This is a genomic window from Pseudaquabacterium rugosum (genome assembly GCF_038066575.1).
GTDB lineage: Bacteria > Pseudomonadota > Gammaproteobacteria > Burkholderiales > Burkholderiaceae_C > Pseudaquabacterium > Pseudaquabacterium rugosum.
The window spans coordinates 177,191-203,089 of the sequence record NZ_JBBUTF010000009.1 but is presented as its reverse complement, the minus strand read 5'-3'; the positions used below and the strand labels follow the sequence as shown (position 1 = coordinate 203,089).

The 25,899-nt window shown below is 73.5% G+C and carries 27 protein-coding genes; 10 read left to right on the top strand and 17 right to left on the bottom strand.

Annotation, left to right across the window (positions count from 1 at the left end; translation table 11 throughout):
• Positions 1 to 8 precede the first annotated feature (8 nt).
• From AACH11_RS12180 to AACH11_RS12160, 5 genes are all read right to left on the bottom strand, one after another.
• Positions 9 to 239 carry a hypothetical protein gene (locus AACH11_RS12180; protein ID WP_341374502.1) on the bottom strand — a complete coding sequence of 77 codons (231 nt, stop codon included), beginning with the start codon at positions 237 to 239 and terminating at the stop codon, positions 9 to 11.
• Between the two features lie 113 nt (positions 240 to 352).
• A complete protein-coding gene (locus tag AACH11_RS12175; protein WP_341374501.1) occupies positions 353 to 1,801 on the bottom strand; it encodes a CHASE3 domain-containing protein in 1,449 nt (482 codons plus the stop codon).
• Positions 1,802 to 1,846: 45 nt separating this feature from the next.
• Positions 1,847 to 2,263 carry a response regulator gene (locus tag AACH11_RS12170; RefSeq protein ID WP_341374500.1) on the bottom strand — a complete coding sequence of 139 codons (417 nt, stop codon included), beginning with the start codon at positions 2,261 to 2,263 and terminating at the stop codon, positions 1,847 to 1,849.
• 229 nt (positions 2,264 to 2,492) lie between these two features.
• A complete protein-coding gene (locus AACH11_RS12165; RefSeq protein ID WP_341374499.1) occupies positions 2,493 to 2,819 on the bottom strand; it encodes a BON domain-containing protein in 327 nt (108 codons plus the stop codon).
• A gap of 68 nt (positions 2,820 to 2,887) precedes the next feature.
• On the bottom strand, positions 2,888 to 3,475 hold the full coding sequence (locus tag AACH11_RS12160) for a ferritin-like domain-containing protein (RefSeq protein ID WP_341374498.1): 588 nt from the start codon (positions 3,473 to 3,475) through the stop codon (positions 2,888 to 2,890).
• A 322-nt stretch (positions 3,476 to 3,797) separates the two neighbouring features.
• On the opposite strand from AACH11_RS12160, the gene AACH11_RS12155 reads away from it, so the two are divergent.
• Positions 3,798 to 5,033, top strand: a complete 1,236-nt coding sequence (locus AACH11_RS12155; RefSeq protein WP_341374497.1) for a mechanosensitive ion channel family protein — start codon at positions 3,798 to 3,800, stop codon at positions 5,031 to 5,033.
• On the opposite strand, the gene AACH11_RS12150 is transcribed toward AACH11_RS12155, so the two are convergent.
• Positions 5,030 to 5,275 (bottom strand): DUF2789 family protein, encoded by a 246-nt coding sequence (locus AACH11_RS12150; protein WP_341374496.1) that lies wholly within the window; start codon positions 5,273 to 5,275, stop codon positions 5,030 to 5,032. The two genes, AACH11_RS12155 and AACH11_RS12150, sit on opposite strands and share 4 nt — an antisense overlap.
• 251 nt (positions 5,276 to 5,526) lie before the next feature.
• Here AACH11_RS12150 and AACH11_RS12145 point away from each other — a divergent pair, with 251 nt between their 5' ends.
• Entirely contained in the window at positions 5,527 to 6,594 is a 1,068-nt protein-coding gene (locus AACH11_RS12145) for a GGDEF domain-containing protein (protein WP_341374495.1), read from the top strand.
• Positions 6,595 to 6,626: 32 nt separating this feature from the next.
• Here AACH11_RS12145 and AACH11_RS12140 read toward each other — a convergent pair whose 3' ends face one another.
• Positions 6,627 to 6,806 carry a CsbD family protein gene (locus AACH11_RS12140; protein ID WP_341374494.1) on the bottom strand — a complete coding sequence of 60 codons (180 nt, stop codon included), beginning with the start codon at positions 6,804 to 6,806 and terminating at the stop codon, positions 6,627 to 6,629.
• 437 nt (positions 6,807 to 7,243) lie between these two features.
• Here AACH11_RS12140 and AACH11_RS12135 point away from each other — a divergent pair, with 437 nt between their 5' ends.
• From AACH11_RS12135 to AACH11_RS12125, 3 genes are all read left to right on the top strand, one after another.
• Positions 7,244 to 8,017 (top strand): phosphatase PAP2 family protein, encoded by a 774-nt coding sequence (locus AACH11_RS12135; RefSeq protein ID WP_341374493.1) that lies wholly within the window; start codon positions 7,244 to 7,246, stop codon positions 8,015 to 8,017.
• A 94-nt stretch (positions 8,018 to 8,111) separates the two neighbouring features.
• On the top strand, positions 8,112 to 8,792 hold the full coding sequence (locus AACH11_RS12130) for an OmpA family protein (protein ID WP_341374492.1): 681 nt from the start codon (positions 8,112 to 8,114) through the stop codon (positions 8,790 to 8,792).
• A gap of 153 nt (positions 8,793 to 8,945) precedes the next feature.
• Positions 8,946 to 9,524, top strand: coding sequence for an outer membrane beta-barrel protein (locus AACH11_RS12125; RefSeq protein ID WP_341374491.1), 579 nt, complete (start codon positions 8,946 to 8,948; stop codon positions 9,522 to 9,524).
• A gap of 148 nt (positions 9,525 to 9,672) precedes the next feature.
• Here the strand turns inward: AACH11_RS12125 and AACH11_RS12120 are convergent, their stop codons facing one another.
• Complete coding sequence (locus tag AACH11_RS12120) at positions 9,673 to 10,806, bottom strand: zinc-binding metallopeptidase family protein (RefSeq protein ID WP_341374490.1); 1,134 nt, start codon at positions 10,804 to 10,806, stop codon at positions 9,673 to 9,675.
• Positions 10,807 to 11,213: 407 nt separating this feature from the next.
• On the opposite strand from AACH11_RS12120, the gene AACH11_RS12115 reads away from it, so the two are divergent.
• The 4 genes from AACH11_RS12115 (at position 11,214) to AACH11_RS12100 (ending at position 17,399) form a co-directional block, all read left to right on the top strand.
• The gene (locus AACH11_RS12115) at positions 11,214 to 11,918 is read left to right on the top strand and encodes a hypothetical protein (protein WP_341374489.1); all 705 of its coding nucleotides are present in this window, start codon (positions 11,214 to 11,216) and stop codon (positions 11,916 to 11,918) included.
• Positions 11,919 to 12,059: 141 nt separating this feature from the next.
• Entirely contained in the window at positions 12,060 to 15,338 is a 3,279-nt protein-coding gene (locus tag AACH11_RS12110) for a hybrid sensor histidine kinase/response regulator (RefSeq protein ID WP_341374488.1), read from the top strand.
• 10 nt (positions 15,339 to 15,348) lie between these two features.
• A complete protein-coding gene (locus AACH11_RS12105; RefSeq protein WP_341374487.1) occupies positions 15,349 to 16,230 on the top strand; it encodes a CheR family methyltransferase in 882 nt (293 codons plus the stop codon).
• Positions 16,227 to 17,399 carry an ATP-binding response regulator gene (locus tag AACH11_RS12100; RefSeq protein ID WP_341374486.1) on the top strand — a complete coding sequence of 391 codons (1,173 nt, stop codon included), beginning with the start codon at positions 16,227 to 16,229 and terminating at the stop codon, positions 17,397 to 17,399. The genes AACH11_RS12105 and AACH11_RS12100 overlap by 4 nt, the downstream gene beginning before the upstream one ends.
• Before the next feature lie 42 nt (positions 17,400 to 17,441).
• On the opposite strand, the gene AACH11_RS12095 is transcribed toward AACH11_RS12100, so the two are convergent.
• The 5 genes from AACH11_RS12095 to AACH11_RS12075 all read right to left on the bottom strand — a co-directional run bounded on the left by AACH11_RS12095 (position 17,442) and on the right by AACH11_RS12075 (position 20,162).
• A complete protein-coding gene (locus AACH11_RS12095; RefSeq protein WP_341374485.1) occupies positions 17,442 to 18,188 on the bottom strand; it encodes a PqiC family protein in 747 nt (248 codons plus the stop codon).
• 105 nt (positions 18,189 to 18,293) lie between these two features.
• Entirely contained in the window at positions 18,294 to 19,070 is a 777-nt protein-coding gene (locus AACH11_RS12090; protein WP_341374484.1) for a hypothetical protein, read from the bottom strand.
• On the bottom strand, positions 19,067 to 19,453 hold the full coding sequence (locus AACH11_RS12085; protein ID WP_341374483.1) for a phage holin family protein: 387 nt from the start codon (positions 19,451 to 19,453) through the stop codon (positions 19,067 to 19,069). Before AACH11_RS12085 ends, AACH11_RS12090 begins: the two co-directional genes overlap by 4 nt.
• A gap of 74 nt (positions 19,454 to 19,527) precedes the next feature.
• Positions 19,528 to 19,941 carry a hypothetical protein gene (locus AACH11_RS12080; RefSeq protein ID WP_341374482.1) on the bottom strand — a complete coding sequence of 138 codons (414 nt, stop codon included), beginning with the start codon at positions 19,939 to 19,941 and terminating at the stop codon, positions 19,528 to 19,530.
• Positions 19,942 to 19,997: 56 nt separating this feature from the next.
• The gene (locus tag AACH11_RS12075) at positions 19,998 to 20,162 is read right to left on the bottom strand and encodes a DUF1328 domain-containing protein (RefSeq protein WP_341374481.1); all 165 of its coding nucleotides are present in this window, start codon (positions 20,160 to 20,162) and stop codon (positions 19,998 to 20,000) included.
• Positions 20,163 to 20,623: 461 nt separating this feature from the next.
• Here AACH11_RS12075 and AACH11_RS12070 point away from each other — a divergent pair, with 461 nt between their 5' ends.
• Complete coding sequence (locus AACH11_RS12070) at positions 20,624 to 21,256, top strand: response regulator (RefSeq protein ID WP_341374480.1); 633 nt, start codon at positions 20,624 to 20,626, stop codon at positions 21,254 to 21,256.
• Here the strand turns inward: AACH11_RS12070 and AACH11_RS12065 are convergent.
• The 4 genes from AACH11_RS12065 to AACH11_RS12050 all read right to left on the bottom strand — a co-directional run bounded on the left by AACH11_RS12065 (position 21,219) and on the right by AACH11_RS12050 (position 25,621).
• Complete coding sequence (locus tag AACH11_RS12065; protein ID WP_341374479.1) at positions 21,219 to 23,363, bottom strand: AsmA family protein; 2,145 nt, start codon at positions 23,361 to 23,363, stop codon at positions 21,219 to 21,221. The genes AACH11_RS12070 and AACH11_RS12065 overlap by 38 nt on opposite strands.
• A gap of 2 nt (positions 23,364 to 23,365) precedes the next feature.
• Positions 23,366 to 23,704, bottom strand: coding sequence for a BON domain-containing protein (locus tag AACH11_RS12060; protein ID WP_341374478.1), 339 nt, complete (start codon positions 23,702 to 23,704; stop codon positions 23,366 to 23,368).
• Between the two features lie 171 nt (positions 23,705 to 23,875).
• A complete protein-coding gene (locus AACH11_RS12055) occupies positions 23,876 to 25,363 on the bottom strand; it encodes a phospholipase D-like domain-containing protein (protein ID WP_341374477.1) in 1,488 nt (495 codons plus the stop codon).
• Positions 25,364 to 25,444: 81 nt separating this feature from the next.
• Positions 25,445 to 25,621, bottom strand: coding sequence for a DUF1328 family protein (locus AACH11_RS12050; RefSeq protein WP_341374476.1), 177 nt, complete (start codon positions 25,619 to 25,621; stop codon positions 25,445 to 25,447).
• Positions 25,622 to 25,899 lie beyond the last annotated feature (278 nt).

The window sequence follows — 25,899 nt, the reverse complement described above, 5'->3', positions numbered from 1 at the left end:
GCTCGTCGTCACGGGCGTGCGGGCAGCAGCGCCAGATCCTGACTGTGGGCGTTGAGCGGGAAGGCCAGCGTCATCAGATCGGCCGCCGGACCGGTCGACGACGGGGTGGCCGCCGCGACGGCGATGGCCGGCGCGGGATGCGGCGCCGGGCCGGGCTGCCAGGGCACCGCCAGCACGGCGGCGATGCAGACGGCGGCATAGACGGCGGTCGAATCGGCTGCGGGCAGGGCAGGGCGCATCGGGCTTCTCCTGATTCCGGTGGGGCTCATCGCATGACGTCCACTGTAGGAGGCCGATCACGGCCATCGTGCGGGCCGCCCGCGCATGCGGCTGTCGGACGATTCCGGCAGGCTCAGGCGTGGGGCGGTGCGCCCACCGGGCCATCTCCACCGGCCGCGCCGTCGTCGGGTGGCCCGGCCGGGTCCTGCGCACCGGCGTCGGTCTGCTGCGGCAGTCGGGCCGTCATCGTCGTGCCTGCCCCCGGCCGGCTGTCGATGTGCAGCGTGCCGCGCTCGGCCGCCACTCGGTAGCGCATGCCCAGCAGGCCGTGCGTGGCCCGTGGCAGCCGCGAGGGGTCGAAGCCGCAACCATCGTCGCGGATGCACACCTCGGCCTGCTCGCCATCGGCGCGCACCGACACCCGCACCGACCGGGCCTGCGCATGCTTGGCGATGTTGTTCAGCGATTCCTGCACCATGCGGTAGACCGTCAGCTCCGCACCGCGGCCCAGGCGCACCGGCGAGAAGTCCAGCGTCACCGGCAGGGCCATGCGTGCCGCGGCCTCGCTGCAGCAGATCTCGAGTGCGGGCTGCAGGCCGAGGTTCTCCAGCGTGCTGGGGCGCAGGTCCTCGATGATGCGGCGCTTGAGCGCGATGCCCGCGTTCAGCTGTTCGATCAGGTGGTTGAGCCGCGGCAGCAGCTGCGGCGCCTGCTGCTGCAGACCCGGCCGGATGCGCGCCACATCCAGCTTGGCCGCGGTCAGCAGTGCGCCGAGTTCGTCGTGCAGGTCGCGGGCGATGCGGGCGCGCTCGTCCTCGCGTGTGGTCTCCAGGTGGCGGGCCAGTTCGGTCAGCTCGGCGGTGCGGTCCACCACCTGGGTCTCCAGCGAATCCCGCTCCTGCTGCAGCTGTTGCTGCTGGGCCTCGCGCGCCAGGTCATAGCGCCGCGCCACGCGCAGGAACAGGGCCAGCGCCAGCAGGCTGGCCAGCACCAGGGCGGCCACGCCGGCACGGCCGAAGACGAAGGTGCGCTGGATGCCGTCCAGGCGTTCCCGGATGTGCAGGTTGAGCGACTGCAGCAGCGCGTCGGCGGCCTGCCGCGCCGCATCCATCTGGTCGCGACCGATGCCGGTCATCACCAGCTCGCGCGCACGCGCCGGCTCGCCACTGTCGTGCAGGCGCAGCACCTCGCGCGTCTCGGCCACGCGGGCCGCGGCGCAGTCGACCAGGGCCTGCCACTGGGGCAGCGCCTCTTCCAGATCGCCGGCCACCAGCCAGTCGCGCAGCGACCGTTCGTGCACCGGCAGGGCGGCCACGGCGGCCTCGTAGGGCAGCAGATAGTCGCGGTGCCCGGTCAGCAGGTAACCGCGCTGGCTGCTTTCCAGCGTGCTCAGCAGCTGCAGCACCTGCAGGGTCTCGATGCGGGCCCGGCCGACCTCGACCGTGTCCTCCAGCCGCACGCTGGACGAGCGGAATGCCCATTCACTGAAGCCGAGGGCGGCCACGGCCAGGCCGATGGACAGCGGCAGCGCCAGTGCGCTGCGCCGGAAGCGGTCGGACAGGAGATCGAGTCGGCGCAGCATGAGGCGGTCTTGGGGCCGTCGACCGGACGGGCCGTGGCGGGCGGTTCAGTGCGCGGGACGCTCGTCGTCCTGCAGGCGTTCGCAGTAGGCCAGCAGTTCCTCCAGCTCCGAGGACTTGTCGAAGACCGCGTCGGCCCCCAGCGCCGTGCAGCGGCGGCGCATGTCCAGCGTGGCGTAGTTGCTCAGCACGATCAGGCGCGGCTGCTGCATGCCCCGCGGCGCGTGGCGCAGCACCTCCAGACCGGAGCCGCTGCGCAGGAACAGGTCGACGACGGCGACATCGGCCTCGCCCGGATGGTTGCGCAGCCACTGCAGGGCGGCGCTCTCGTCCTCGGCATGGCCGACGACGCGGGCCCCCAGCAGTTCCTCCAGCGTGGCCTGCAGGTTCTGGCGGATGAGGGCGCTGTCCTCGATCAGGAAGCAGCGCAGCGGACGCTCGCGCCCGCTCATCGGGGGTTGCACCGCTTCAGGGGCGGGCGATCGGTCGGGGGCTGGAAACGGGCTGTGCGCGGCATGTCGAACAGGCCCGTCCCGCTGCGGCAGGCCCATGCTGCGGATTATGCGCAGCTCATCCGGGCAGGGTGTCGGAACGTGATGGGCCAGCATGTCAGCGCATTCCTACGGCCCGGGCGGTCGGTGCGCCGGGCCTGCTGTCGAGCGCGAGGGTCTCGCGGGGGGTGTCCGGCGGCGATCAGCTGCGGACCACGATCTCGTTGCGCACGGTCTTCACGCCCTTGACCTGGCGCGCGATCGATTCCGCCGAGCTGCGCTCGTCCGAGGACTTGGCGAAGCCCGAGAGCATGACTTCACCGTTGAGGGTCTCGACCTTGACCGAGGTCGCGTCCACGCTCTTGGCCTCGATGTAGCGCGCCTTGATGGCGCTGGTGATGGCCACGTCGTCGACGTACTCGCCGATGCTGGACTGGCCGCGGCTGACGGCGCAGCCCGGCAGGACGGTGAGCGCGGCCACGGCGGTGACGACGGCGGCCAGGGTGCGGGAGGCGGTGCGGGTGATCATGATGAATGCTCCGGTGGGACAGGTGTGCAGGATGGGCGGGTGAAGGCGGGGAGGTGAGGCGCAGGAGCTCAGTGCTCCAGCAGATCCTTCATCTCGTCGGCATGCTCTTCCTCGTCGGCCAGGATCTGTTCGAGCAGGCGGCGGGTGGTCGGATCCTTGTCGCCGATGAGCCCGATCATCTGGCGGTAGCTCTCGACGGCCACGCGTTCGGCGACCAGGTTGGCGCGCACCATGGCCTGGAGGTCGGCCGAGTCGTCGTAGTCGGCATGGCTGCGCTCGACCAGCGTGGACGGACAGAAGTCGGGCTCTCCGCCCAGTTGCACGATGCGTTCGGCCAGACGGTCGGCATGGCCGGCTTCCTCTCCGGCGTGCACCATGAACTCGTCGGCGATGGCCGGCGAGGCCAGACCGTGCGCGGTGAAGTGGTGGCGCTTGTAGCGCAGCACGCACACCAGCTCGGTGGCCAGCGCGCCGTTGAGCAGCCGCACGATGTCGTCACGCCAGGGGCCGAAGCCGGGCGTCACGGCCCCGTCGTCCAGCTGCTCGCGGGCCCGGGCCCGGGCCAGGGCCGCTTCATCGAGCGTCAGCGACGGTGCGGCAGCGTCCTCGTCAGGTGCCGGTGAGCGCTTGCGGGCAGGGGCGGTCTTGGTCAGCATCGGGTGTCCTCGGCGAAGTGGATGGGACCTGCGCGGGGCCGGGTGTCGGCGGGTTGCCGGGTCTGTGCGGGTCTGTGTGCGGTGACCGCTCTCGCGGCGCGGCAGGCATGGAATGCACTGTAGGCAGCGTGCCGGCCGCGGACCGTCGGATCGTCGCGCTGCAGGCTGTAGGACGACGCCGGAGCGCCTCGCGCGATGCGGCCGCACACGGTGCCGCGCGCGGTGCTTCGGGCGATGACGGCGCGGTCCTACAGGCCCTTCGGACCGGCCTGACAGACCGCCTGCATCCCGCACCGCACCATCGGCGCCAAAGGAGCACACGATGGACTGGACGATGAACGATCTGCCGCAATGGCTGCGCACCCAGGGGCCCACCTGGGCCTGGGCCTGGGGTTCCGGCCTGGGGGCCGGTGTCTTGCTGGCGCTGGCCCTGCGTGTCGTGCGACAGCAGGTCCTGGGCCGTCTGCAACGGCGCTCGGCGCACGGCCCGACGGTGCTCCACGACGTGGCGCTGGCGGCCGTGCGCGCCACCCGTGGCTGGGCGCTGACGCTGGGTGCGGCGGCCGTCGGTCTGCGCCTGGTGGCGGCCCAGGGCGCCTTGCCCGAGCGTCTGGCCGCGCAGGTCGATCCGGCGCTGCTCGTCGTCGTGGTGCTGCAGATCGGGCTCTGGCTGCAGGCCGGCCTGTCGGCCTGGCTGCAGCAGCGCCAGGCGGCCCGCGCGGCGCAGGATGACGTGCGGCTGCAGTCGCACATCGCCATCGTGGAGTTCGTCGCCCGCATCCTGATGTGGTCGTTGCTGCTGTTGCTGCTGCTGGACAACCTGGGCTTCAACATCACCGCGCTGGTGGCCTCGCTGGGCATCGGCGGCATCGCGGTGGCCCTGGCGGTGCAGAACATCCTGGGCGACCTGTTCGCCTCGCTGTCGATCGCCATCGACAAGCCCTTTCTGGTCGGCGATGCCATCCAGGTCGACGGCCTGAGCGGCACGGTGCGCCAGGTGGGCCTGAAGACCACCCGCATCCAGGCCACCAGCGGCGAGGAGCTGGTGATGTCCAACGCCGATCTGCTCAAGAGCCGCATCCGCAACTTCAAGCGCATGGACGAGCGGCGGGTGTCGTTCCGCTTCGGCGTCACCTACGACACGCCGGCCGACGTGCTGGCCGGCATCCCGGCCATCGTCCGGCGGCTGGTGGAGACGGCCGGCAAGGCCCGCTTCGACCGCTGCCATCTGGTCGAGCTGGGGGCCAGCAGCCTGGACTTCGAGGTGGTCTACCACGTGACCACGCCGTCCTACATGGACTACATGGATCTGCAGCAGACCCTCAACCTGGGCCTGCTGCGCGAGCTGCCGCCCTTGGGCGCGGCCTTCGCGTTTCCCACCCAGACGCTGAACGTGGCCGGTCCGCCGGCAGCGGCGCGGACGCTCACGACCACCCTGGCCACCGGCTCGGCGCCGACGGTGGCGCCGCCGGCCGGTCCTGCGGCCGGTCCTGCGGCCGGTGCCGGTGGCGGGCGGCCGACGGTCGAGCCGCCGCGCCCGCGGGTGGCCGCGGCCTAGGCCCGGCCGGAGCGTCGCAGCTGGACGCTCAAGGTGTCGATCAGGATGGTCCAGTCGCTGTCCTCGGCCTGCGACTGCTGGAGGAACTCGGCCTGTGCGGCCGACCAGAACGGGGCGGCCGCCAGGCGCTGGCCGGGTGGCAGGGGCCGGTGGGCCTCGATGAAGCGCTGTCGCTCCTGAGGGCTGCTGGACAGGCCGAGCTGATCGAACAGCTCGCGCATCGTGTGGTGGTGGGGATGCATGCGGGAACCTCCGTGGCAAGGCCAGCCGGATCGCGGCTGGATACCCGTCATCGTGCGGTGCATGACGGCGCGGGCCTGTCGTCCGCCGGCGCGCTCGTCCGTAGGCGGGGACCGACACGGCGTGTCTTCCGACAGACAGCAGCGCAACGCTCTGGCAGCCTGCCTGGACGCGCTCATCGACGATGGACGCCGTGCCGCGTGCCGCACGCCCTGTGCGCGCTCCCCTTCCTTCCTGCCGATCGGGTCCGACGATGCTCCAGTCCGCTTCGCCTCCGCTGGCCCTGCCCGTGCTGCCGCGGGTCACGCTCACGGGGGCCACCGGCACCCCGGTGGGCGCCGGGGTGGACGACCCTGGCCTGTCCGGCGCTGCGGGTGACGGCGTGGCGGCGCGGCGTCTGGCCCGGGTGCGCCGGCTGCTCGACGGCCTGGCCGACGTGGTGGTGCGCCACTGGCCCCGCCAGGTCATGGCCTGCGCGCAGACCGACCTGCTGCTGCACCTGGTCGATCCGCGCCAATGCGCCCGTGCGGCGAAGCACGTGCAGGACTGCCGGGCCGCGCTGGGCGAGGCGGCACCGCCGCAGATCGCCCTGCTGACCCAGCCGGACGGCCACGGCGCCACCGAGACCGCGCTGCTGCATGCGGGCTGCTGCGCGGCGCTGGCGCTGGATGCCTGTGATGCGGTGCTGCGGGCCCGGCTGGCCGCGCTGCTGCGCCTGGGCGGCCAGGCGGTGCGCTGGCGGGACGACGCCCGGACGGATGCGCTGACGGGGCTGGCCAACCGGCGCCTGTTCGATCTGACCCTGCAGCGCGAGTGCCAGCGCGCCTGTCGCCAGCAGCGGCCCTTGTCGCTGCTGCTGGTCGATGTCGACCATTTCAAGCGTTACAACGACAGTCACGGCCACGCGGCGGGGGATGCCTGCCTGCGCGAGATCGCGCGGGTCATCGGCCGGCTGGCCCAGCGGCCCACCGACTGCGCGGCCCGCCACGGGGGCGAGGAGTTCGCGCTGCTGCTGGCCGATACCGGTGCCGACGGCGCCTGGGTGGTCGCCCATCGGCTGCTGCGCGGCATCCGTGGCCTGCGCCTGGCCCACGGGGCACCGGGGGCGGGAGACCGCGTCAGTGTGTCGGTCGGGGTGGCCACGCTGGCCGATGCGCTGCAGCCGGTGGGGCCGGTCGCGCTGATGGAGGCCGCGGACGCCGCGCTGTACGCGGCCAAGCACCAGGGCCGTGACCGGGTCTGCCACGGCCCGGGGCCGGGCAGCCGGATCGGCGCGATGCCTCCGCTGCACGGCCTGATGCGCTGGGCCGGGTCGAACTGAGTCGAAACGAGGGGCCCGGCCCGGTGCCAGGCTCAGTCCTTGGCCTTGTTCACGGCGTCCTTGACGTCGCCGACCGCCTTCTGCACGCGGCCCTCGATCTGCTTCTTCACGCCTTCGCTGATCTGCGTGGGGCTGTCGATCAGCTCGCCGGCCTTCTGCTGGACCTTGCCGGCAACCTGCTTCAGCTCGCCCTTGATCTGGTCGGAGTTCATGGTCTGTCCTTTGACGTGAGCGGCGTGCGCCGCGGAGGGTGATGCCCGACACCGGCCGGCGAGCCGGACATCGGCCGCCGGTCGGGTCGGTCAGCGCATCTTGCGGTGGACGCGTCGATCCCGCGACAGGACAACGCAGCGGCATGGCGTGGGATGCGGCCTACAGGGGCTGCGCATCACCGGGCGGCGCCTCACAATGGAATCCATCGGCTGCGGCGCGGCCTCGTCCGCGCCCCTCGCTCGCCGCCTCCGCCCTCGATCCTGCCTCGATCCTGTCGTCGCTCTTCTCGTCGCTCCTCCAGCTTTTTCCCCTCATGTCCTTCGGCCGGTCTTCTGATCTTTCCCGCGTGCGGTCCCGCGCGTTCCGCGGTGTGGCGCGGTCCTGCGGTCCGCGGCGGATCGTTCCGCCCCGGCGCCGCGTCTGGCCGGCGCTGGCGGTGCTGTGGGCCGCCTGGTCGACGCTGGTTCTGGTCGGGCTGGCGCTGCGTCTGGCGGCGGCCGGCACCGGCGCGGATCCGCTGCCGCCGGGCCCCGGGCCGGCATCGGGCCCGGTGGCCGGGCCCTGGCTGTCGGCTCTGGCCACGATCGCCACCGGCATCGGCACGGCGATCGCCACAGGCATCGAACAGGGCGATGCGCGCTTCGCCCAGGCCCTGCAGGACAGCGTGCTGCTGCAGCCAGGGCCGCGCCACGCCCTGGCCATCGTCTCGCGTGCGGGGGACGGCCCGGTGATGACGCTGGTGTGCTGCGCCGCGGCCGTGCTGCTGTGGCGCATCGGCGCGCGGGGCTGGGCCTGGCGCCTGCCGCTGGCCGCGGCGGTGCATGGCGGGCTGATCCGCCTGTGCAAGGCCTGGGTGGACCGTCCACGGCCGGCCCATCAGGACGATGGTTGGGTCCTGGTCTCGGGCGCCAGCTTCCCGAGTGGGCACGCGGCCGGCGGGCTGTTCCTGTACGGTCTGTTCGCGCTGCTGACGGTGAGCCTGGCCGGCCGGGACCAGGGCCCGGAGGCGGCCACCGGACGCGGCCGTCTGCGTCCATGGCGCCGCAGCGTGGCCATCGCGTGGCTGGTGCTGGGGCTGTCCACGGGCCTGACGCGCCCGCTGCTGCAGCTGCACCATCCGAGTGACGTGGTGGCCGGCTGGCTGCTGGCCCTCGGCATGCTGGCCCTGGTCTGGTTGATGCGTCCGGTGGCCCGCTGTCCTACAGCCTGACGCGGGCTGTGACGATGGGCAGGCGCGCCGCTGCCGCGCAACATGAGGTCATCCGCCGCGGCAGGTCCTGTCGCATCACCTCATGGAGTCCGTCATGTCCGAGACCCTCGTTTCCTGCCGCCGAGAAGCCACCGCCACCACCTCTGCCACCGCCCCTGCCGCCCTCCGCGGCCGCACCGGCCTCGCGCACCGATCCTGGCGTGGCGCTGCGCTGGCCCTGTCCGCCGCCGCCCTGCTGACGACCGGTGCCGCACGGGCCCAGAGCCCGACGCCTGAAGCCCACGGCGTCCATGCCGAGCCGCCCGCCGTCGTGCAACAGGATCTGGCCTTGCTGGACAGCCTGATCGACGGCCGGCCGATGCGCATCGACGCGCAACCGGATCCGGCCATCCCGATCGTCGGGCCCGATCCGACGCCGCGGGCCTATGGCGTGACGCTGTCGGCCTCGCTGATCTTCCCGCACGGCAGCGATGAGCTGAGCGCCAGCATGCTGGCCCAGGTCGAGGATGCCGTCTACCTGATGCAGCAGCCCGACATGGCCGACTGGACCGTGCAGGTCGTCGGCCATGCCGACAGCACCGGTGCGGCGGCCCACAACGATGCGCTCTCCCTGCGCCGTGCCGAGGCGGCGCGGGCCTACATGGTGGCCCGCGGCATCCCGGCCGAACGCATCGTGGTGGTGGCCGGCGGTCAACGGGCCGACGATCCCGGGCTGCGCCCGTCGATCAGCCAGGCGCTGAACCGTCGCGTCGACCTGATCGTCCATCCGCGCTGAGGCGACGCGTCGCCTCATGTTCAGCGTCAGGACTGTCCTACGGGCGAAGGCGATCCATCCCACCTCCGGGAAGACCGGTCGTCCTACCCGCTGGAATCAGGCCCCGGCGCAGACTTCATCCCACCGAAACCCGTTGTCTTGAAAGGCACTTCGATGAACACCACGACCTTCTCCTCGCGTTCGCTGCGTGTCCTGCTGGCCGGCCTGGGCCTGGCGGGGGCCCTGGGCACGGCCCAGGCCTACGATGGCGTGAACGGCCGCTACTGGGGTCTGAGCTACGGCGGATCCGGTCTGTCCACCTCCCGTGATCCGGCCTTCCCCAACGACGCGTCGGGCCACGCACTGCAACTGCAGTTCGGCCAGAACGTCGACCGCCACTTCGCCACCGAGCTGGGCATCGGCCGCCTGGGCCAGTTCCAGCGCGGCGGCGGCGACACCACCGTGGATGGCCTGAGCTGGTCGGCCGTCGGCAAGCTGCCCTTCGACCGCATCACGCCCTACGTCAAGCTGGGCGCGGTCCTGGCCACCAGCAAGGCCGACACCTCGGCGCTGTCCACCCTGCCGTCGGGCCGCGAGACAGGACTGGGCCTGAGCGGCGGCGTCGGCGTCGCCTTCGACCTGGGCGAGCGCTCGCAGATCGTCGTCAGCTACGACCGCTACATGGTGCCGGTCGAGGGCCATGGCCGCGAGTCCCTCAACACCCGCACCATCGGCTGGCGCACCACCTACTGATCGCAACCACGGACCTGCGGGTCGCCGCAGCGGCGATCCGTCCCCCCGGCTCCTGTGCATCCAGCCCTGTCCTGGTGTCCCCGGCTGGCTGCTTGACGGGCGTGATGCAGCGGCATCACGCCCGCTTTTTCGTGGGCGACCGGCCTGCTCACCACGGCTCGGACCGAGGGGCGCCGCGGTCCACCAGCGCATGCACCACGCTGAGCTTCTCCAGCACGGTATCGGACAGCGTGAACGGGTAGGGATCGCGCAGGCCCACCGAGCGGTCCAGCGCGTTGACCAGGCGGGCCAGCGGCATCCAGCGTTCGACCAGCAGGGCCTGGAAATCCGGGCTGCCGGCGCCGCGCGGGGCGTCCGGCGCCTCGTCGGGCCGGCGGCGGAAATCGCGCTCGGTGCCGGCGTCGTCCATGCGCAGACCCCAGTGTCCGGCGGTCTCCAGGGTGTCCCGGATGAGCAGGTAGTGCGCGCAGGTCTCGGCCCAGTCCTCCCAGGGGTGGCTGGCGGCATAGGGGCTGATGTGGCGTCCGGCCCAGTCGGCAGGGGCGCCGTGGGTGTGGTGGTGCTGCAGGGCCTGGGCGTAGTCGTCGCGCTCGTCGCCGAAGTGGTGGCGGATCACGGCGGTGGCGTGGGCATCGGGTGCCAGGTCGCGCCATTGCAGCCAGTGGCTGAGCTCGTGGCGCAGATGGCCCTGCAGCGTGCGCCACGGTTCATCGAAGGCGACGCGGCGCCGCTCACGTTCGACGTCATCGGTCTCGGCGATGTTCAGCGTCACCAGGCCGTCGGCATGGCCGGTGAGCACCGCCTGCTGCGGTGTGCCGGCCAGCAGGTGGAAGCACAGCGGCGGGGCCGCGACGCGGCTGTCCGCGGTGGCCGGGCCGTCCCACGGCGAGCGTCCGAGCTGCTCCAGCGTGCGCAGCACACGGCGCTTGGCGCGCTCGATCCGGGCCCAGCGCCTGTCGTGGCCGTCGATGCGCTGGTCGGGCGCCAGGCCGGTCAGGCGACAGCTCAGGCAGCGGCCGGCGGGGTCGCCGTCCTGGTCGCGGGGCGCGATCAGCCAGTTGCAGGCCGGTGCGGCGCTGCGGTGGGCGCAGGGCCGCAGGCCGTCAGGCCCGTCCGGGGGCAGGGCGCTGCCGGCCCCGGGCCGTGCGGCGGGGTCGGCACACGGCTCGCCGCTCACCATCCGGTCGCGCCGCGGGTCGTAGCCGATGCTGCGCCCGCAGGCCAGGCAGTTCAGGTTGTGGAAGTGCAGCGTGGCGCCGCACAGGCAGGTCCAGGTTCTCATGGCGGTGCCGGGAGCTCGTCGGAGTGGAAGGGGTGGGTGACGCGGGGCGGGCCGTCCCGGTCCGCGCTGATCAGACTGCAGCGCCGGCCGGCCGGCTGTCGGCGATGCCCGCGTGGGCCTGTCGGACGGGCGCGCGCAGGCGCTGCGCTGTAGGGCTGGTCCGACAGGCAGGCCCGCCCCGGGCTGACAGGCCCGCGGCACCGCCTGCGCACAAGATGCGCGATCCGCGCGCTGGCCGGGGTCGACTTCGGCATCGGTCTCGACCTCGGTCTCGGCGCCGGCATCGACATCGCAGGCGGCGGTGGTAGGCTCGTCCGCCCCTGGGCCGACGGGCGTGCCCGCCGCCCCTGTGTTCGCCCGTCTGCATGCGCCTCGCCCCGTCGTCTCCACCCCCGCAGGACCTGACCATGAGCCCATCCGCCACCCGCAGCAGCGACGACGACCGGTGGCGCGCCTGGGCGGCCGACGGCGTGCGCCACCGCATCCTGCTGCGCGTGCTGCCGATCCAGCGCCATGACGTGCTGGGGCCGCTGTCGGTGCTGCGCATGGGGCTGGCCGTGCTCAAGCGGCGGGCTGCCGATGCGGCCAGCGATGCGGCGGATCTGCAGCGTCGCATCGGCGAGGCCGATGTGCAGGTGGGGGAGGCCGTGCGCATGGTCGCGGCCCTGCGGCAGTGGGATGCGGCGTCGGCCCGTCCGCAGGCCTGGGCCGAGCTGGCCGCGCAGGCGCTGCGGCTGGTGCAGACGGCGGCCTCGATGGGCGGTCACCGCGTCGAGCCACTGGAGGCCGCCGATCCGGGCCCTGGCCTGCGCCTGGACGAGGTCGAGGCGGCGCGGCTGCCCTATCTGCTGCTGGGGCTGTTGATGCATCTGCAGGACACGGCGCCCGGCCCCCGGCTGTGGCGGCCGCGTCTGCTGGCCGACGGCCTGCAGCTGGGGCTGGAGCCGCTGGCCGGCGCGGGCGGTGGCGACGGTGCGGCCCTGCCGGCGCTGCCGTCGGCGCAGATGATCGACGCCCAGGCCCTGGATCTGCTGCTGGTCGACAGCGGCTGGGTGCTGGCGCGGACGGACCGCGGCGCGCTGACCGAGGTGCGGCTGCAGCGGCCGGGCTGAGCCAGCCGGCCGGCCGGCTCGCGCCGTCGTCCTACAGGGATGTCGGTGCCTTCCTACAGGAGCGGGCGCCGAGGGCCTCGCAGAATGGGTCGTGAACCGAGCCTGCCCTGCCACCCTCCGCCCACCGGCCTGACGTCCTGCATGAGTGTCCTGACACCCGCATCGCTGGCCTATCCCCGTGACCGTTGGGTGCAGGGCGGCGTGCTGGCCACGCTGGGCCTGCTGCTGGTCGTCGACGTGATGACGCCGCTGGGCGTGGCCGTCTGGGCGCTCTACGTGGCGCCGCTGGTCGCCACGTTGTGGCAGCGCCGGATCGGCTTCGTCTGGCTGACGGTGCTGCTGTCGGCGCTGCTGATCGCCCTCGGCTATCTGTGGGGGCCGGTGCGCGCCGCGGCCATGGCCGAGCTGGCCCAGCTCAACCGTCTGCTGGGCGTGCTGCTGTTCGTCGGCCTGGGCGTCGTCGTCACCCAGGTGCTGCGCCAGCGCGATGTGCTGGCCCGCGAGCTCTGGCTGCAGGAGACCGAGGCCCGGCTCGCGCCGCTGGCGGCCGACAACCCCGGTGCGCTGCAGCTGCTGGAGCGGGTGCTGCAGACGCTGGCGCTGCGGCTCGATGCGCTGGCGGCCGCCAGCTATGTCGGGCAGGCCGATGGCTGGGCGCTGGCGGCCAGCCACGGGGCCGAGCGGGCGCAGCTGGCGCCCCACGTGCATGCCGGCGACGGCCTGCTGGGCCAGTGCGCGGAGGATGGCCGGATGCGCCTGATCAGCCCCGCACCCGAAGGCCACCTGAGCCTGCGCAGCGCACTCGGCCGCAGCCGCAGCCCGCATCTGCTGCTGCTGCCCTTGCGCGAGGGCGGGCACACCATCGGTCTGCTGGAGCTGGCCATCGTGCGGCCGCAGCTGCACCGCCCGACCGTCGAGCGCCTGGCCGCGCGCCTGGATGCCCTGCTGGGCCCCGCACTCGGCGCAGCGCGGGTGCGCGAGGAGCGCCAGCGCCTGCTGGAGGAAACCCAGCGCCAGACCGAGGAACTGAGGTGCCAGCAGGAGGCCCTGCGCCGCAGCAACGACGAGCTGGCCGCACAGGGCGATGCGCTGCGCCTGTCACAGGCCGAGCTGGAGCAGCAGCAGGCCGAGCTGGAGCGCGTGCACGGTGAGCTGGCCGCCCATGCGGCGCGGCTGGAGCAGCGCCAGATCGAGCTCATGGCCCAACGCACCGCCTTGCGCGAGCAGGCGCGTGCGCTGGCCACGGCCAGCCGCTACAAGTCGGAGTTCCTGGCCAACATGTCGCATGAGCTGCGCACGCCGCTCAACAGCTCGCTGATCCTCTCGCGTCTGCTGATCGATGACCGACACGGCCGGCTGGGCGACGAGGAACGGCGTTGGGCCCAGGCCATCCACGAGGCCAACAACGACCTGCTGCTGCTGATCAACGACATCCTGGACCTGTCGCGGATCGAGGCCGGTCATGCCGATCTGCAGGCCGAGGCGGTGTCGCTGGCACCGCTGCTGGAGCGCCTGCGCGGGCAGTTCCAGCCGCAGGCCGAGCAGCGCGGCCTGCGCCTGCTGATCGATGTCGAGGACGAGGCGCCGGCGGCCGTCGTCAGCGACGGCCTGCGCCTGCAGCAGGTGCTCCGCAACCTGCTGGCCAATGCGCTGAAGTTCACGGCGCGCGGTCAGGTCCGCTTGCGGGTGGCCGCCGGCCCGGCGGGCGGGGTGTGCTTCGACGTCATCGACACCGGCATGGGCATCGCCCCCGAGCAGCAGCAGCTGATCTTCGAGGCCTTCCGCCAGGCCGACGGCAGCACCAGCCGGGAGTTCGGCGGCACCGGCCTGGGGCTGACCATCTCGCGCGAGCTGGTGCAGCGCCTGGGCGGCCAGCTGACGCTGGTCAGCGTGCCCGGCCACGGCAGCACGTTCAGCGTCCGCCTGCCGGCGGTGATGCCCGAGCCGGCGGCGGCGGCCGCTGCGCCTTCTCCTCATCCACCCCAGCCGACCGCGCCCCCGTCCGCGATGCCGGTCGCACCGGGCCCGGCCCGTGCGATGGCGCTGCCGCGGCCATCGCACGACGATCCGGCGACCGACCTGGACGCTGACCTGAGCGGCCCGTGGTCACCGCATCGGCCGGCCGCCCCTGACGGCGCCGATGCGTCGGCCGGTACCGACATCGGCTGGCCCGGCCCCGGCCGTGATGCCAGCCGCCAGGGCGCACAGCCCCTGCGCGGCGGGCCGCAGGGCGCGCCCGCGGTGCTGGTGGTCGAGGACGACGCGGCCTTCGCCCTCGGCCTGGCCGCCCTGATCGAGGACGAGGGCCTGGGCTGGACGCTGTGCGGCACCGGCGAGTCGGCGCTGCGCGAGGTGGCGCAGGCCGCGCCGGTGGGCGTGCTGCTGGATCTGGGGCTGCCCGACATCTCCGGGCTGTCGGTGCTGGAGCGGCTCAAGCGCGATCTGCGCACCCGCCATCTGCCGGTGCACATCCTGTCGGCCGCGCCGCGTCAGCCGCAGGCCGGCGCGATGGGGGCGGTCGGCCACCTGGTCAAGCCCGCCGGACGTGAGGCCCTGGTGCAGGCGCTGCGCGAGATGCGGGCCCGTGCCGCGCCCGCTCCCCGTCAGGTGCTGGTGGTCGAGGACGACCCCGGCCTGCGGCGCACCATCGAGCTGCTGCTGGAGGCCCCCGGCGTGGAGGTGCGCTCGGTCGCCCGTGTCGACCAGGCGCTGCAGGCCGTGCGTGTGCGGGTGCCCGACTGCATCGTCACCGATCTGAACCTGCCCGATGCCAGCGGCTTCGAGCTGCTGGAGCGGCTCGCCGCCCAGGCGCGTGCCGAGGACGCCCAGGCCGTGCCGCCGCCGGTCATCGTCTACACCGGCCGCGCGCTGTCGCGCGACGACGAGGCCCGGCTGCGCCGCCATTCGCACAGCATCATCGTCAAGGGGGCGCGCTCGCCCGAGCGGCTGCTCGACGAGGTCACGCTGTTCCTGCACCGCGACGAATCGCAGCTGCCCGATGCCCAGCGGCAGCTGCTGCAGCAGGCGCGCCGGCGCGATGCGGTGCTCGACGGGCGTCGGGTGCTGCTGGTCGAGGACGACGTGCGCAACATCTTCGCGATGACCAGCGTGCTGGAGCCGCTGGGCGTGGTGCTGGACGTGGCACGCGATGGCCGCCAGGCCTTGCAGCGCCTGGCGGTGGACCCGCTGCCCGACCTGGTGCTGATGGACCTGATGATGCCGGAGATGGACGGCCTGAGCGCGATGCGCGCGATCCGCCAGCGCCCCGGCATGGAGCGCCTGCCGCTGATCGCGCTGACGGCCAAGGCGATGGCCGACGACCGGGCCCAGGCGCTGGAGGCCGGCGCCAACGACTACCTGTCCAAGCCGGTGGATGTCGAGCGGCTGATCTCGCTGTGCCGTGTCTGGCTGTCGAACTGAGGCGCAGACGATGGTGTCCGGCCCTCCTTCCGGCCTCGACGCCGACGCCGGCCACACCGAAGCCGCGGCCCTCGATCGCCTGATCCACCTGCTGCTGCAGCACCGTCATGTCGACTTCCGCGGTTATGCGCGGGGCTCGCTGCTGCGGCGGGCACGGCAGGCCTGCCTCGCGCTGGACTGCGCCGATCTGGACGCGCTGTGCCAGGACCTGCTGCGGGTGCCGGGCACCTTCGAGCGCCTGATGCCGGTGATGACGGTGCAGGTGAGCGACCTGTTCCGCGATCCGGCCTACTACCGCGCCCTGCGCCGCGAGCTGCTGCCCTGGCTGGCCACCTTCCCGTCGGCCAAGCTGTGGGTGGCGGGCTGTGGCCATGGCGAGGAGGTGTGGTCGCTGGCCATCCTGTTGCGGGAGGCCGGCCTGCTCGACCGCACGCTGATCTATGCCACCGACATCTGCGGCTCGGCGCTGGAGCGGGCTCAGGCGCGCCGTTATCCGCTGGAGCGGCTGCCGCACTACACCGGCCAGTACCACGCCGCCGGTGGCACGGCGGCCCTCAGCGCCCACTACGCCATCGTCGGCGAGGCGCTGGAGTTCGATGCCGCGCTGGCCGGCAGCGTGGTGTTCGCCGAGCACAGCCTGGCCACCGACGCGGTGTTCTCGGAGGTGCAGGCCGTCTCCTGCCGCAACGTCATGATCTATTTCGACCGGCCGCTGCAGGACCGTGCGACGGGCCTGTTCGCCGATGCGCTGGTGCATGGCGGCTTTCTCGGCCTCGGCCACCGCGAGAGCCTGCGCTTCGGCCGCCACGAAGGCCGTTTCCGCGTTCTGGCCGATCCCGATCCCGCGGCGCGCTTGTACCGCCGCGCCTGCAGCCTGGAGTCCTGCGCATGAATTCGCTGTCCTCGCCATCGGTCCGCACCCCGTCGTCGAGCGGCCCGGCACTGCCGGATGCCCTGGCCCTGAGCCTGCCGCGGCCGCGCGTGCTGCTGGTCGACGATCTGGCGCAGAACCGGCTCGCGCTGCGGGCCCTGCTCGACCCGCTGGACGTGGAGGTGCTGGAGGCCGGCAGCGGTGAGCAGGCGCTGGAGCTGCTGCTGGCGCACGAGGACGTGGCGCTGGCGCTGCTGGACGTGCAGATGCCGCAGATCGACGGTTTCTCGCTGGCCGAGCTGATGCGCGGGGCGCAGCGCACCCGCCACATCCCGATCATGTTCCTGACCGCCGGCTCCGACCAGGACCGGCGCAGCTTCCGTGGCTACGAGGCGGGCGCGGTGGACTTCCTGTTCAAGCCGCTGGATCCGCAGGTGCTGCGCTCGAAGGTGCAGGTGTTCCTGGCGCTGGACCGGCAGCGGCGCGAGCTGGCCCAGCGCATGCTGCAGCTGCAGCGCATGAGCCGTCTCAACGGCCTGATGCTGTCGACGCTGACGCATGACCTGAAGGCCCCGATCGCCGCCCTGTCGATGAATGCCGAACTGCTGCAGCGCATGGCCGAGGTGCCGGCGGCCCAGCGGGCCGGCGCGCGCATCAAGTCGGCCGCCGGCCTGCTGGCCCGCCAGCTGGACCATCTGGTGGCCCTGTCCCACCTGCCCGAGCCGGGCATCGCCCTGAGCCCGGAGCGCCTGGCGCTGGACACGCTGCTGGAGGCCCGGCTGCAGGCGCTGCATGCGCGCGGCGGTCTGGCGGGCGGCTGGCAGATCGAGCGCAGTGGTGATCTGGCGCTGGAGGCCGACCGCGCCCGCCTGGAGGCGGCCCTGGACGCGCTGCTGCTGCCCGCGGCCGCGCTGGCCGACGAGCAGCCGCTGCTCCTCATGCTCGACGGCAGCGGCCGGCGCAGCCTCGGCCTGACGCTGCTGGTCGACGGCCTGCCCGGCGAGACCGCGCGCGAGCATCTGTTCGGCAGCGGGGTGGCCGTCGATGGCCTGGCCCTGCCCCAGCTCGGCGTGGGGCTGCAGGCGGTCGAACGCCTGGTGCGCAGCCTGGGGGGCTCGCTGGTCGGCCGCTGCCATCCCCGTGAGGGCACGCGCTTCGAGCTGCTGCTGCCGCGCAGCTTCAACGACTGAGGCGCCGCCGCGCGTCGTCGCCGCGCCGCCCGGTTCGAGGGCTCAAACCCCGGCCGTTCCCAGGTCCGGGCAGCCGCGTGCCCGGGTGGCGGCCACGGCCCAGGCCAGGCGGTCGATGGCGGCGCGATGGGCCAGCACGACGGCCTCGGGGGTCGGCGCGCTGACGGGCACCTGCAGCGCGCGGCTGCATTCGATGATCGTGCCCTCGTTGCTCGGGCCCAGGCGCCAGCGCGCGCTCAGGCGCAGGCTGCGGCGGTCGGGCGCGGTGTCCATCTCCAGCACCTGGATCTGCAGCGGCAGGCGGCGCCCGCTGCCGGCCACGGGCAAGGCCGCGCTGTCGACGCGACCGGGGCCACGCAGGTCCTGCAGATCGGCCAGCAACAGCCGTTCGACCGCGGCGCGCAGCGGCTCGGCCCAACGGTCGTTCTGCGGCACCGGCCACTGGCCCTGGGGGCGCGGCAGCAGCAGGCGTTCGTCGTCCAGATGGGCGGGCCAGCCCAGGGGCCGCTGCAGACGCCAGGCCGGGCGGGCCAGCGGGTCGTCCTCGGCCTGCGGCAGGCTGGGCAAGGGCTGGACGGCCTGGGGTGGCAGGCGGTAGAGCCGTGCATCGTGGCGGTCGTGGGCCGGGCCGGCGGTGCTGCAGCCGGCCAGCCACAGCGTGCCGGTGACGGTGGCCGTCACGGTGGCGGCCTGCCACGCGTGCGTGCGGGCGCGCCGGATGTGCCGGGCATGCTGGGTGCCGGGGCACGCCGGTCGGGTGGCGGCGGAAGGGCGATCGGTACGGATCATGGCGTGTGCGGCCCGACGTCGGGCAGCGACGATGTTCGCAGGTTTCGGTGACGGTGCCGCGACCCGGGCGGACGGCCTGCGCGCACCGCGTCCGGTGCTGCGGTCTCAGCCATGGCGGGGCGCTGTCGGGCCCGTGCGGCCGGCCGGGTCGACACCGCCGGCGAGGGGGGCGGCTTTGGTGTCGGCGTTGGCGTTGGTGTCGGTGTCGGTGTCGGTGTCGGTCTGCCGTGCCTGCATCTGCGGGCGGCCATCGCCGCGGGCGTCGTCGGCCGGCGGCCCGGAGGACAGGACGGCGGCCGCCACCTGGCGGGCCAGGCCGCTGCCGACGGCGGTCAGCACCCAGCCCTGCAGGCCGTTCAACGGTGCCAGGCGCTGGCCCAGCTCCTGCAGCGCCCAGTGTCCGGCCTGGCGCGGGGCCGCGGCCAGATGCGGGGCCAGGACCGGCCATTGCCAGGGGCGGGCGGCCACCACGGCCGCGCCCAGGCCGGCCGACAGCGCGACGGCCACCCACGGATGCTGGCGCACGGCCGGTGCCAGCGTGTCGTGCAGGGTGTCGGCGGCGGGCCGCCACGGGTGGTGGCGCCACAGGTGCCGCAGGCTGTCGCTCACCACGGACGTCAGGGCCGAGCGGCGCAGCTGCGCGCGCAGCCAGCGCCACCAGGCGGCCGGCTTCAGCGCGGCACGGCCCTGCGGACGGGCGGCGGCCGGCTCGGGCAGCAGCACGGCCACCAGCTGCAGCCGGCTGGCGTGCAGGCGCAGCAGGGCCGCGCGCATGGCGTCGTCGTAGTGGCGCTGGGGGTCGATGCCGGGCAGGCCGGCACACCAGAGGGGGCGGGGCGGTGTAGAGGCCTCGAGCGGCTGGCCGGTCCGAGGCGGGCTCATGGCTGGCGTTCCAGTTGCCGCAGCAAGGCCAGATCGGCCTGCCACTGCGCCCGCACCGTCGGCAGCCAACGCCCGGGCATCGGGCGGCGGGCCACCCAGGCGCACAGCACGGCGGCCAGCGCCGGCACGGCCGGCACCAGCCACAGGGCGGCCGGCAGCGGCATCTGCTGCAGCGGGATGGTGGCGGCCAGCAGCACCGCCATGCCCGCCAGGCCGACGGCCGTGCCGCCCAGCAGCACGGCCGCCGCCAGGCAGGCCAGACGGCGGCCCACGCCGCGCACATTGCCGGCCGTCTCCGCACGCGCCAGCTCGGCATAGGCGCCGGCATGCTCCACCAGCTTGCCGGGCTCGGAGGCCAACAGTCGGAACAAGGGGTGGATCATGGTCGGTGTCGGCAGGCGGGCGGGTCAGGGCTCAGCGGGTGGGCATCGCTTGCGGCGGGGTGGCGGGGAGGGCCTCAGGGCTTCGATCCCCGCGAGCGGCCCAGCCAGGAGATGACGGCCGCCAGCGTGGCACCGGCCGCGGCGGCGATCAGCACCGACTTCATCGGCTCGTCGCGGATGTAGCCGCGCGTCTGCTCGCCGGCCTGGCTGGCGCGCTCGCGCACCGCCGCCTGGGTGTCGCGGGCCTTGTCCATGCCGCGCTTGATCAGCTCGTCGACCTGGCTGGCGGCGCGGGCCAGGTTGTCGGGCACGTTCCTGCGCAGGTCGCCCACCTGGGACTTCAGGCTGTCCAGCGCATCGTCGGCCGCGCCCTTGGCGGCATCGATCGCGCCCTCGGCCTTGGCCGCCATGTTGGCGGCCATGCGGTCGGCCTTCGGCGCCATGCCGTCGACGGTCTCGGCGATGGTGCGGGGATGGATCTCGTTCATGTCAGGCTCCTGAGGCTGGGGGTTGGGAGAAAATGACGACGCGGGCGCCACGGACATCAGGTCTTCTTGATCAGGCTCACCACGAAGCTGACCACGGCCATGACCAGGAAGACCAGGAAGAGGATCTTGGCGATGCCGGCGGCACCGGCGGCGATGCCGCCGAAGCCGAACAGCGCGGCGATCAGCGCGATGACGAAGAAGATGACGGCGTAATGCAGCATGGCGGGCTCCGGAGGTGGTGTGTCGGACGACCCGGGAGACCCGGCCGTCGGGCTGTCGCGGTGCACGGCGGGTGTCGTCTCGCGATGGAATCCACTGTAGGCCGCGGCACTGGACGACGGGGCCGGTGGACGGCGCACGGCCTTGTCGGCCGTGCGCGGCGTGCGCCGTCGGTCCTGTCCTACAGGGAGGTGCCGCGGCGGGCCCCTTCGGGCCGGACGGGCCGGGGCGTGCGGTCATGCGGGGCGGCGCAGGCCGGTTTCGTTTGTAGGAATGGTCCTGCATGCCCGGCGGGCCAGCCGGTGTTCCGGACCGTCCGACCGAGGAGGCGCCGGTGGTCGGTGGGGCCTGGCCGGGCCGGATCGGCGGCGCGCGGCCGGCCGCACGCCCGCCGGGCGGCCGCGGGTCTGCCTACACTGGCACGATAACGCCTCGTCCAACAGCCCATCCCAGGAGTCCCGCCATGATCCGCATCGCCATCGTCGACGACCACAGCATCGTGCGGGCCGGTCTGCGTCAGTACCTGTCGGAGCAGGTCGACTTCCGCGTGACCGGCGAGGCGGCCAACGGCCGTGAGGCGCTGGATCTGGTGCGCGCCGGCGACCTGGACGTGATGATCATGGACCTGTCGATGCCCGACCAGAGCGGGGTGGATGCCCTGGCCGCCATCCGGGCGCGCGAGCCCGATCTGCCCATCCTCATCCTCAGCGGCTTTCCCGAATCGCACTACGCGACCCATCTCCTCAAGCAGGGCGCCAGCGGCTACCTGAACAAGGAGTGCGATCCGGAGGAGATCGTGCGTGCCGTGCGCACCATCTACCGCGGTCGCAAGTACATCACGCCGGCCGTGGCCGAGCTGCTGGCCGACGGCCTCGGGGGCAGCGCGGAGAAGCTGCCGCACGAGCTGCTGTCCGAGCGCGAGTTCCAGGTCTTCCTGCGCCTGGCCAAGGGCGAGACGATCACCGCGATGGCCGACAGCATGAACCTCAGCGTCAAGACGGTCTCCACCTACCGCACGCGGGTGATGGAGAAGATGCACCTGTCGACCAACAGCGATCTCACCTACTACGCGCTGAAGAACGGCCTGATCCAGTGAGGCCGCGGCCGGCGCCGCCCGTCGGCGAGGCCCGCTCGCAGTCGGTCGGCAACGGCGGTGCGGCCGCGGGCAGGTCGATCAGCGGCAGCAGGGCGGCCACCGGCGCCACGGCCACCGCCGCCGCCGCGGCCGCCAGCAGGCGGGCGGCCACGGGGCCGCGCTCGATGTGCACCGTCGGCGCACTGAAGGGCCCGCGCACGTGGATCGGGCTGCGCAGCGCCAGCGGGCTGGCATCGTGGGGCCGTGCGACGAGGGTCAGCGCCAGGGACTCGTCCTTCAGGCTGCCGCGGCCGGTCAGCTGCAGCCGGGTGTCGCGGGTCTCGATCAGCAGCGGCGCGGGCGTGAACACGCCGTCGCGCACCGTCAGGCGGGCGATGCCGCAGCGCACGTCCAGCATCCGGTCGGGCCGGAACAGCGCCACGCCCAGGCCTTGTGCCAGATCCAGGCCCGCGGCCTCGACCGCCAGGTGGGCGATCTGCCCGTCGCGCCAGGCCAGCGTCGCCTGACCGTCCGCCGCACCCAGTACGGTGGCCACCGAATGGCCGCGTCCGTTCAGGGTCAGGCCGGCGTCCAGGCGTCCGCTGGCCCACGGCGGGCCGTCGGCGCGCTGCAGCGGGCGGATCCACTGCGCCAGCTGCAGGCCCTGCAAGGTCAGCCGGGCGTGCCAGGCCGGGCTGTCGCCGCGGCCGTCCAGGCCCAGCTCACCCTGCAGGCGTCCCTCGGCGGCCCGGGCGTCGATGTCGCGCAGGGCCAGCACACCGGCCGTCAGGCTCAGCCGGCCGCGCAGCGGCTGGATCTGCCGCAGGCGCGGTGTGCCGGTGTCCAGCGTGCGCACGTCCAGACGCACATCGGCATCCATCCGGCGCAGGGCGGGGATGTCGAGCCGGCGCCCGGGCAGCAGGCGGCGGCCGGTGGGCGCGGCGGCCGGCTCCGCTCCTGCCGTCGCCCGCGGGTCCTGCTCGGGCCGCGGCGGTGCACGGCCGATGGCCGGGCCCAGGTCGGCCAGCAGCAAACGCTCGGCCTGCACGGTGCCGCTCAGCCGGGGGCGCTGCGGTGTCGCGGTGCCGCCGGCCTGCTCGAACAGCAGATCGGCCGCGAGCCGGCTCTGTCCGATCCGTGCCTCGCGCACCACGGTGTGCCAGCGGGTGCCGGCGCGGTCCAGATCGCCGTCCAGACGCACGGCGCCGGTGGTCGGCAGCACCACGCCCAGCGGCTGCCCGATGGCCGCCAGCGAGCTGCCCTCGACACGGTAGCGGCCTTGCAGGCCGAGCACGGCCGGGCCGCCCAGCACGCGGCCGTCGAAGTCCAGCCGGGCCCGGCCGGTGCGCGCGTCCAGCTGCAGGCTCACCGGCTGGCCCTGCTGCGCCGTGTCCCACCAGGGGCGTGTGCTGCCGGTGCGCAGCGTCATCGCCAGCGCCTGGCCCTGGTAGCGCCCGGCCAGATCGGCGTGCAGCTCGCCGGCCGCCTGCAGGCCGAAGTGTCCGCGCAGGCCGAGGGCCAGCAGCGCATCGTCGACGGTGAGGGTGCCGTCGCCCACCGCCAGGCGCCTGACCTGCACACCCGCCACCGGCGCCGGCCGGGCCGGGGCATCGGCGGCGTGTTCGGGGCCGAGCTGCCAGTTGGCTTCGGCCCCGGCTTCAGAGCCATCTCCGGATCGGACCGCGGGCCGCACGCGACGCCTGAGGTCGAGCGTCAGGCCACCGGCCTCGACCTGCTCCAGCACCAGCGCCCGGCCCGGCCGCCAGGCGAGCAGGTCTCGCCAGTGCGCCCGCACCACCAGGTCCCGCGCCTCGACCAGCGGGCCGCTGTCGGCGGGCGCCCAGCCGGCGTTGGCGATGCTCAGGCGCCGGGCCTGCAGGCGGATGCCGCGCCACAGGTGCAGGGCCACGTCGGGCCGGCCGTCGAAGCCCGTGGCCTGAGCGGGATCGCTCAGGCGGATCTCGCGCTGCAGGGCGGATGACAGCGCCCGTTCGGCCGGTGCGGCCAGCCAGGGCCAGCCGGCGTGTTCGCTCCAGACCACGGCGCCCGCCAGCAGCAGCAGCGCGACGCCGCCCACCCGGGCCACCGCACGCCCACGGCGAGGGCGGGGCGGGTGATCGGCCGCCATCGTCAGCTGCGCACGACGATGTCGTTGCGCACGGTCTTGACGCCATTGACGCCGCGGGCGATGCGTTCAGCCTCCAGGCGCTCCTCGCCGTTCTTGGCGAAGCCGGTCAGCATGACCTCGCCGTTGAGGGTCTCGACCTTGATCGCCACCGCATCGACCTTCTTGTCGGCGACGAAGCGGGACTTGATCTGGGTGCTGATGGTCGCGTCGTCGACGTACTGGCCGACGCTGGACTGGCCGCGAGAGACCGCGCAGCCGGGCAGCACCACCAGCGCCGACACGGCCATGACGGCGGCGATCAGGGGACGGGACACGGCGTGCGACAGGGCGGTGGGACGCATGGAAGACTCTCCTCAGGATGGATGCATGACGGGGGGCTGGTCGGCGGCCCCTGTCTCCAGGGGATCACCACGATCGACTCTAGGCCCGTGCCGCGGGCCGGCGGGTCGGCCGCCTCTGTTCCGACGTGTAGGACAGGCACCCGTGGGGCGGTGTGCGCGGGCCGTGCACCGTCACCACCAACGCTCGAACTGCACGGCCAGCCACTGCCGCAGGCGCTGTCCGAGCGGACGCTGGCGCCAGGCCTCGACGGTGATCTCCTGCGAGCGCTGCCGGTCGGCCTCGAACATGCGGGTCATCGCATCGCCGAAGTCCTGGCCCAGCACCACCGCGTTGACCTCCTGGTTGGCGGTGAAGCTGCGCCAGTCCATGTTGCTGGAGCCGACGGTGGAGACGACGCCGTCGATCACCGCGGTCTTGGCGTGCAGCACGGCCGACTGCAGCTCGTGGATGCGCACGCCGGCGTCCAGCAGCGTGTCGTAGTGGTGGCGCCCAGCGGCCAGCACGGGCGGGAAATCGCTGTGCGACGGCAGGATCAGTTGCACGTCCACGCCGCGGCGGGCGGCGTCGCTCAGCGCCTCGACCATCTCGCGGCCCGGCGCGAAGTAGGCCATCGTCAGGTGCACGCTGCGGCGCGCGGTGTCGATGGCCAGCAGCAGCAGGTCATGGATCGGGTTCTCGCCGTCGGCCGGACGGGCCGGCACGATGCGCAGCACATCGTCGCCGGCGTTGTCCGCGGGAGCCGGCGCCGGCGCATCGGTGCCGGCTGCGGCCAGCGGCGCCGTGATGGCGCCGCCCGGTGCCTCGTCCTGGCAGCGCTGCTGCTGCCAGGTCTCGCGCACCAGGCGGCCCAGCACGCGGGCGGCCGGCCCTTCGATGCGGATCTGGGTGTCGCGCCAGCCGGCCTCCTCGACGCTCAGGCGCCGCGTGCGGCCGAAGGAGCCGGACGCGTAGACGCCGCTGATGTTGATGCCCCCGGTGAAGGCCACGCGGTCATCGACGACGAGGATCTTGCGATGGTCCCGCTCGGTGATGTCGCCGTAGCGGCCCCGCCGCAGCGGGTTCAGCGGGTTGAACATGCAGGTGGCCACGCCGGCCGCGTGCAGGCCCTCGAAATAGGCCTCGTCGGTGCCGAAGGAGCCCACGGCGTCGTAGATCACCCGCACCGTCACGCCGTGCGCGCGCTTGCGCTGCAGCAGCGCGGCCAGGCGCTGGGCCAGCGCGCCATCCTCGATGATGTAGCTCTCCAGCCACACGCTGTGGCGTGCCGATGCGATGGCCTGCTCCATCGCGGCGAAGGCCGCGGGGCCGTCGATCAGCAGGCGGGCCTGGTTGCCGGCGATCAGCTGCAGGCCGTCGCGGGCGTCCAGCGCCGCCATCGCCGCCAGATGGCGGTTGAGCAGCGAGGCATCGCCTTCGCGGCCCAGGCGTTCGATCAGGGCCTGGCGGCGCGGGCGGGTCAGCGGCCCGCGGGCGTCATGGGCCCGCAGCCCCGCGGCCAGCGCGGCCGGCGCCGGCCGGGCGTCGCTGCCGGGCACCGGCAGCACGGCGCGGGGTGTGCCCGGCAGTGCCGCGCAGGCCGTCAGCCAGGGCAGCACGACCGGCAGGGCCAGCCACAGCCATGCCGCGCCCGTGCGTGGCCTCGGTCGGTCGATTCGCATCCAGGTGGCGGGCTGAGGGCTGGAGGATGGCGGGGGTTCAGGTCGTGGCCATGGCCTGCAATGGCCCGACGTGGCCGTGCATCAGCGGCGCAAGGCCTTCCAGCCGGCCACGGCCAGGCCCACCATCAGCACCAGGCCGATGACGGCCAGGACCAGCAGCACCTTGGCCACCGTGGCCGATCCGGCCGCCAGACCGCTGAGCCCCAGGCCGCCGAAGACCAGCGACAGGATGGCGAAGACGATGGCCCACTTGATCATGGTGCGGTACTCCTCGGGGGTGACGGCAGGCGGTGACGGGGGGATGCGGGATGGGGCCGTCCTGCGACGGCGCGGCCCATCCTCGCGCCGGCATCACGCACCGGATGTCGGTGATGGACGCCTCCGGTTGTAGGAAGCCGGCCTGTAGGACGGTTCCTTCAACAGGCCGAGCCGCCGGACGATGGCCGCGGAGGCCGAGGCCGTGGAAGATCGACGTCAGGCATGTCCATCGCCCGTGGTCTGTCCCTGCTTCCCTGTCTCCCCGTCTCCCTGTCTCC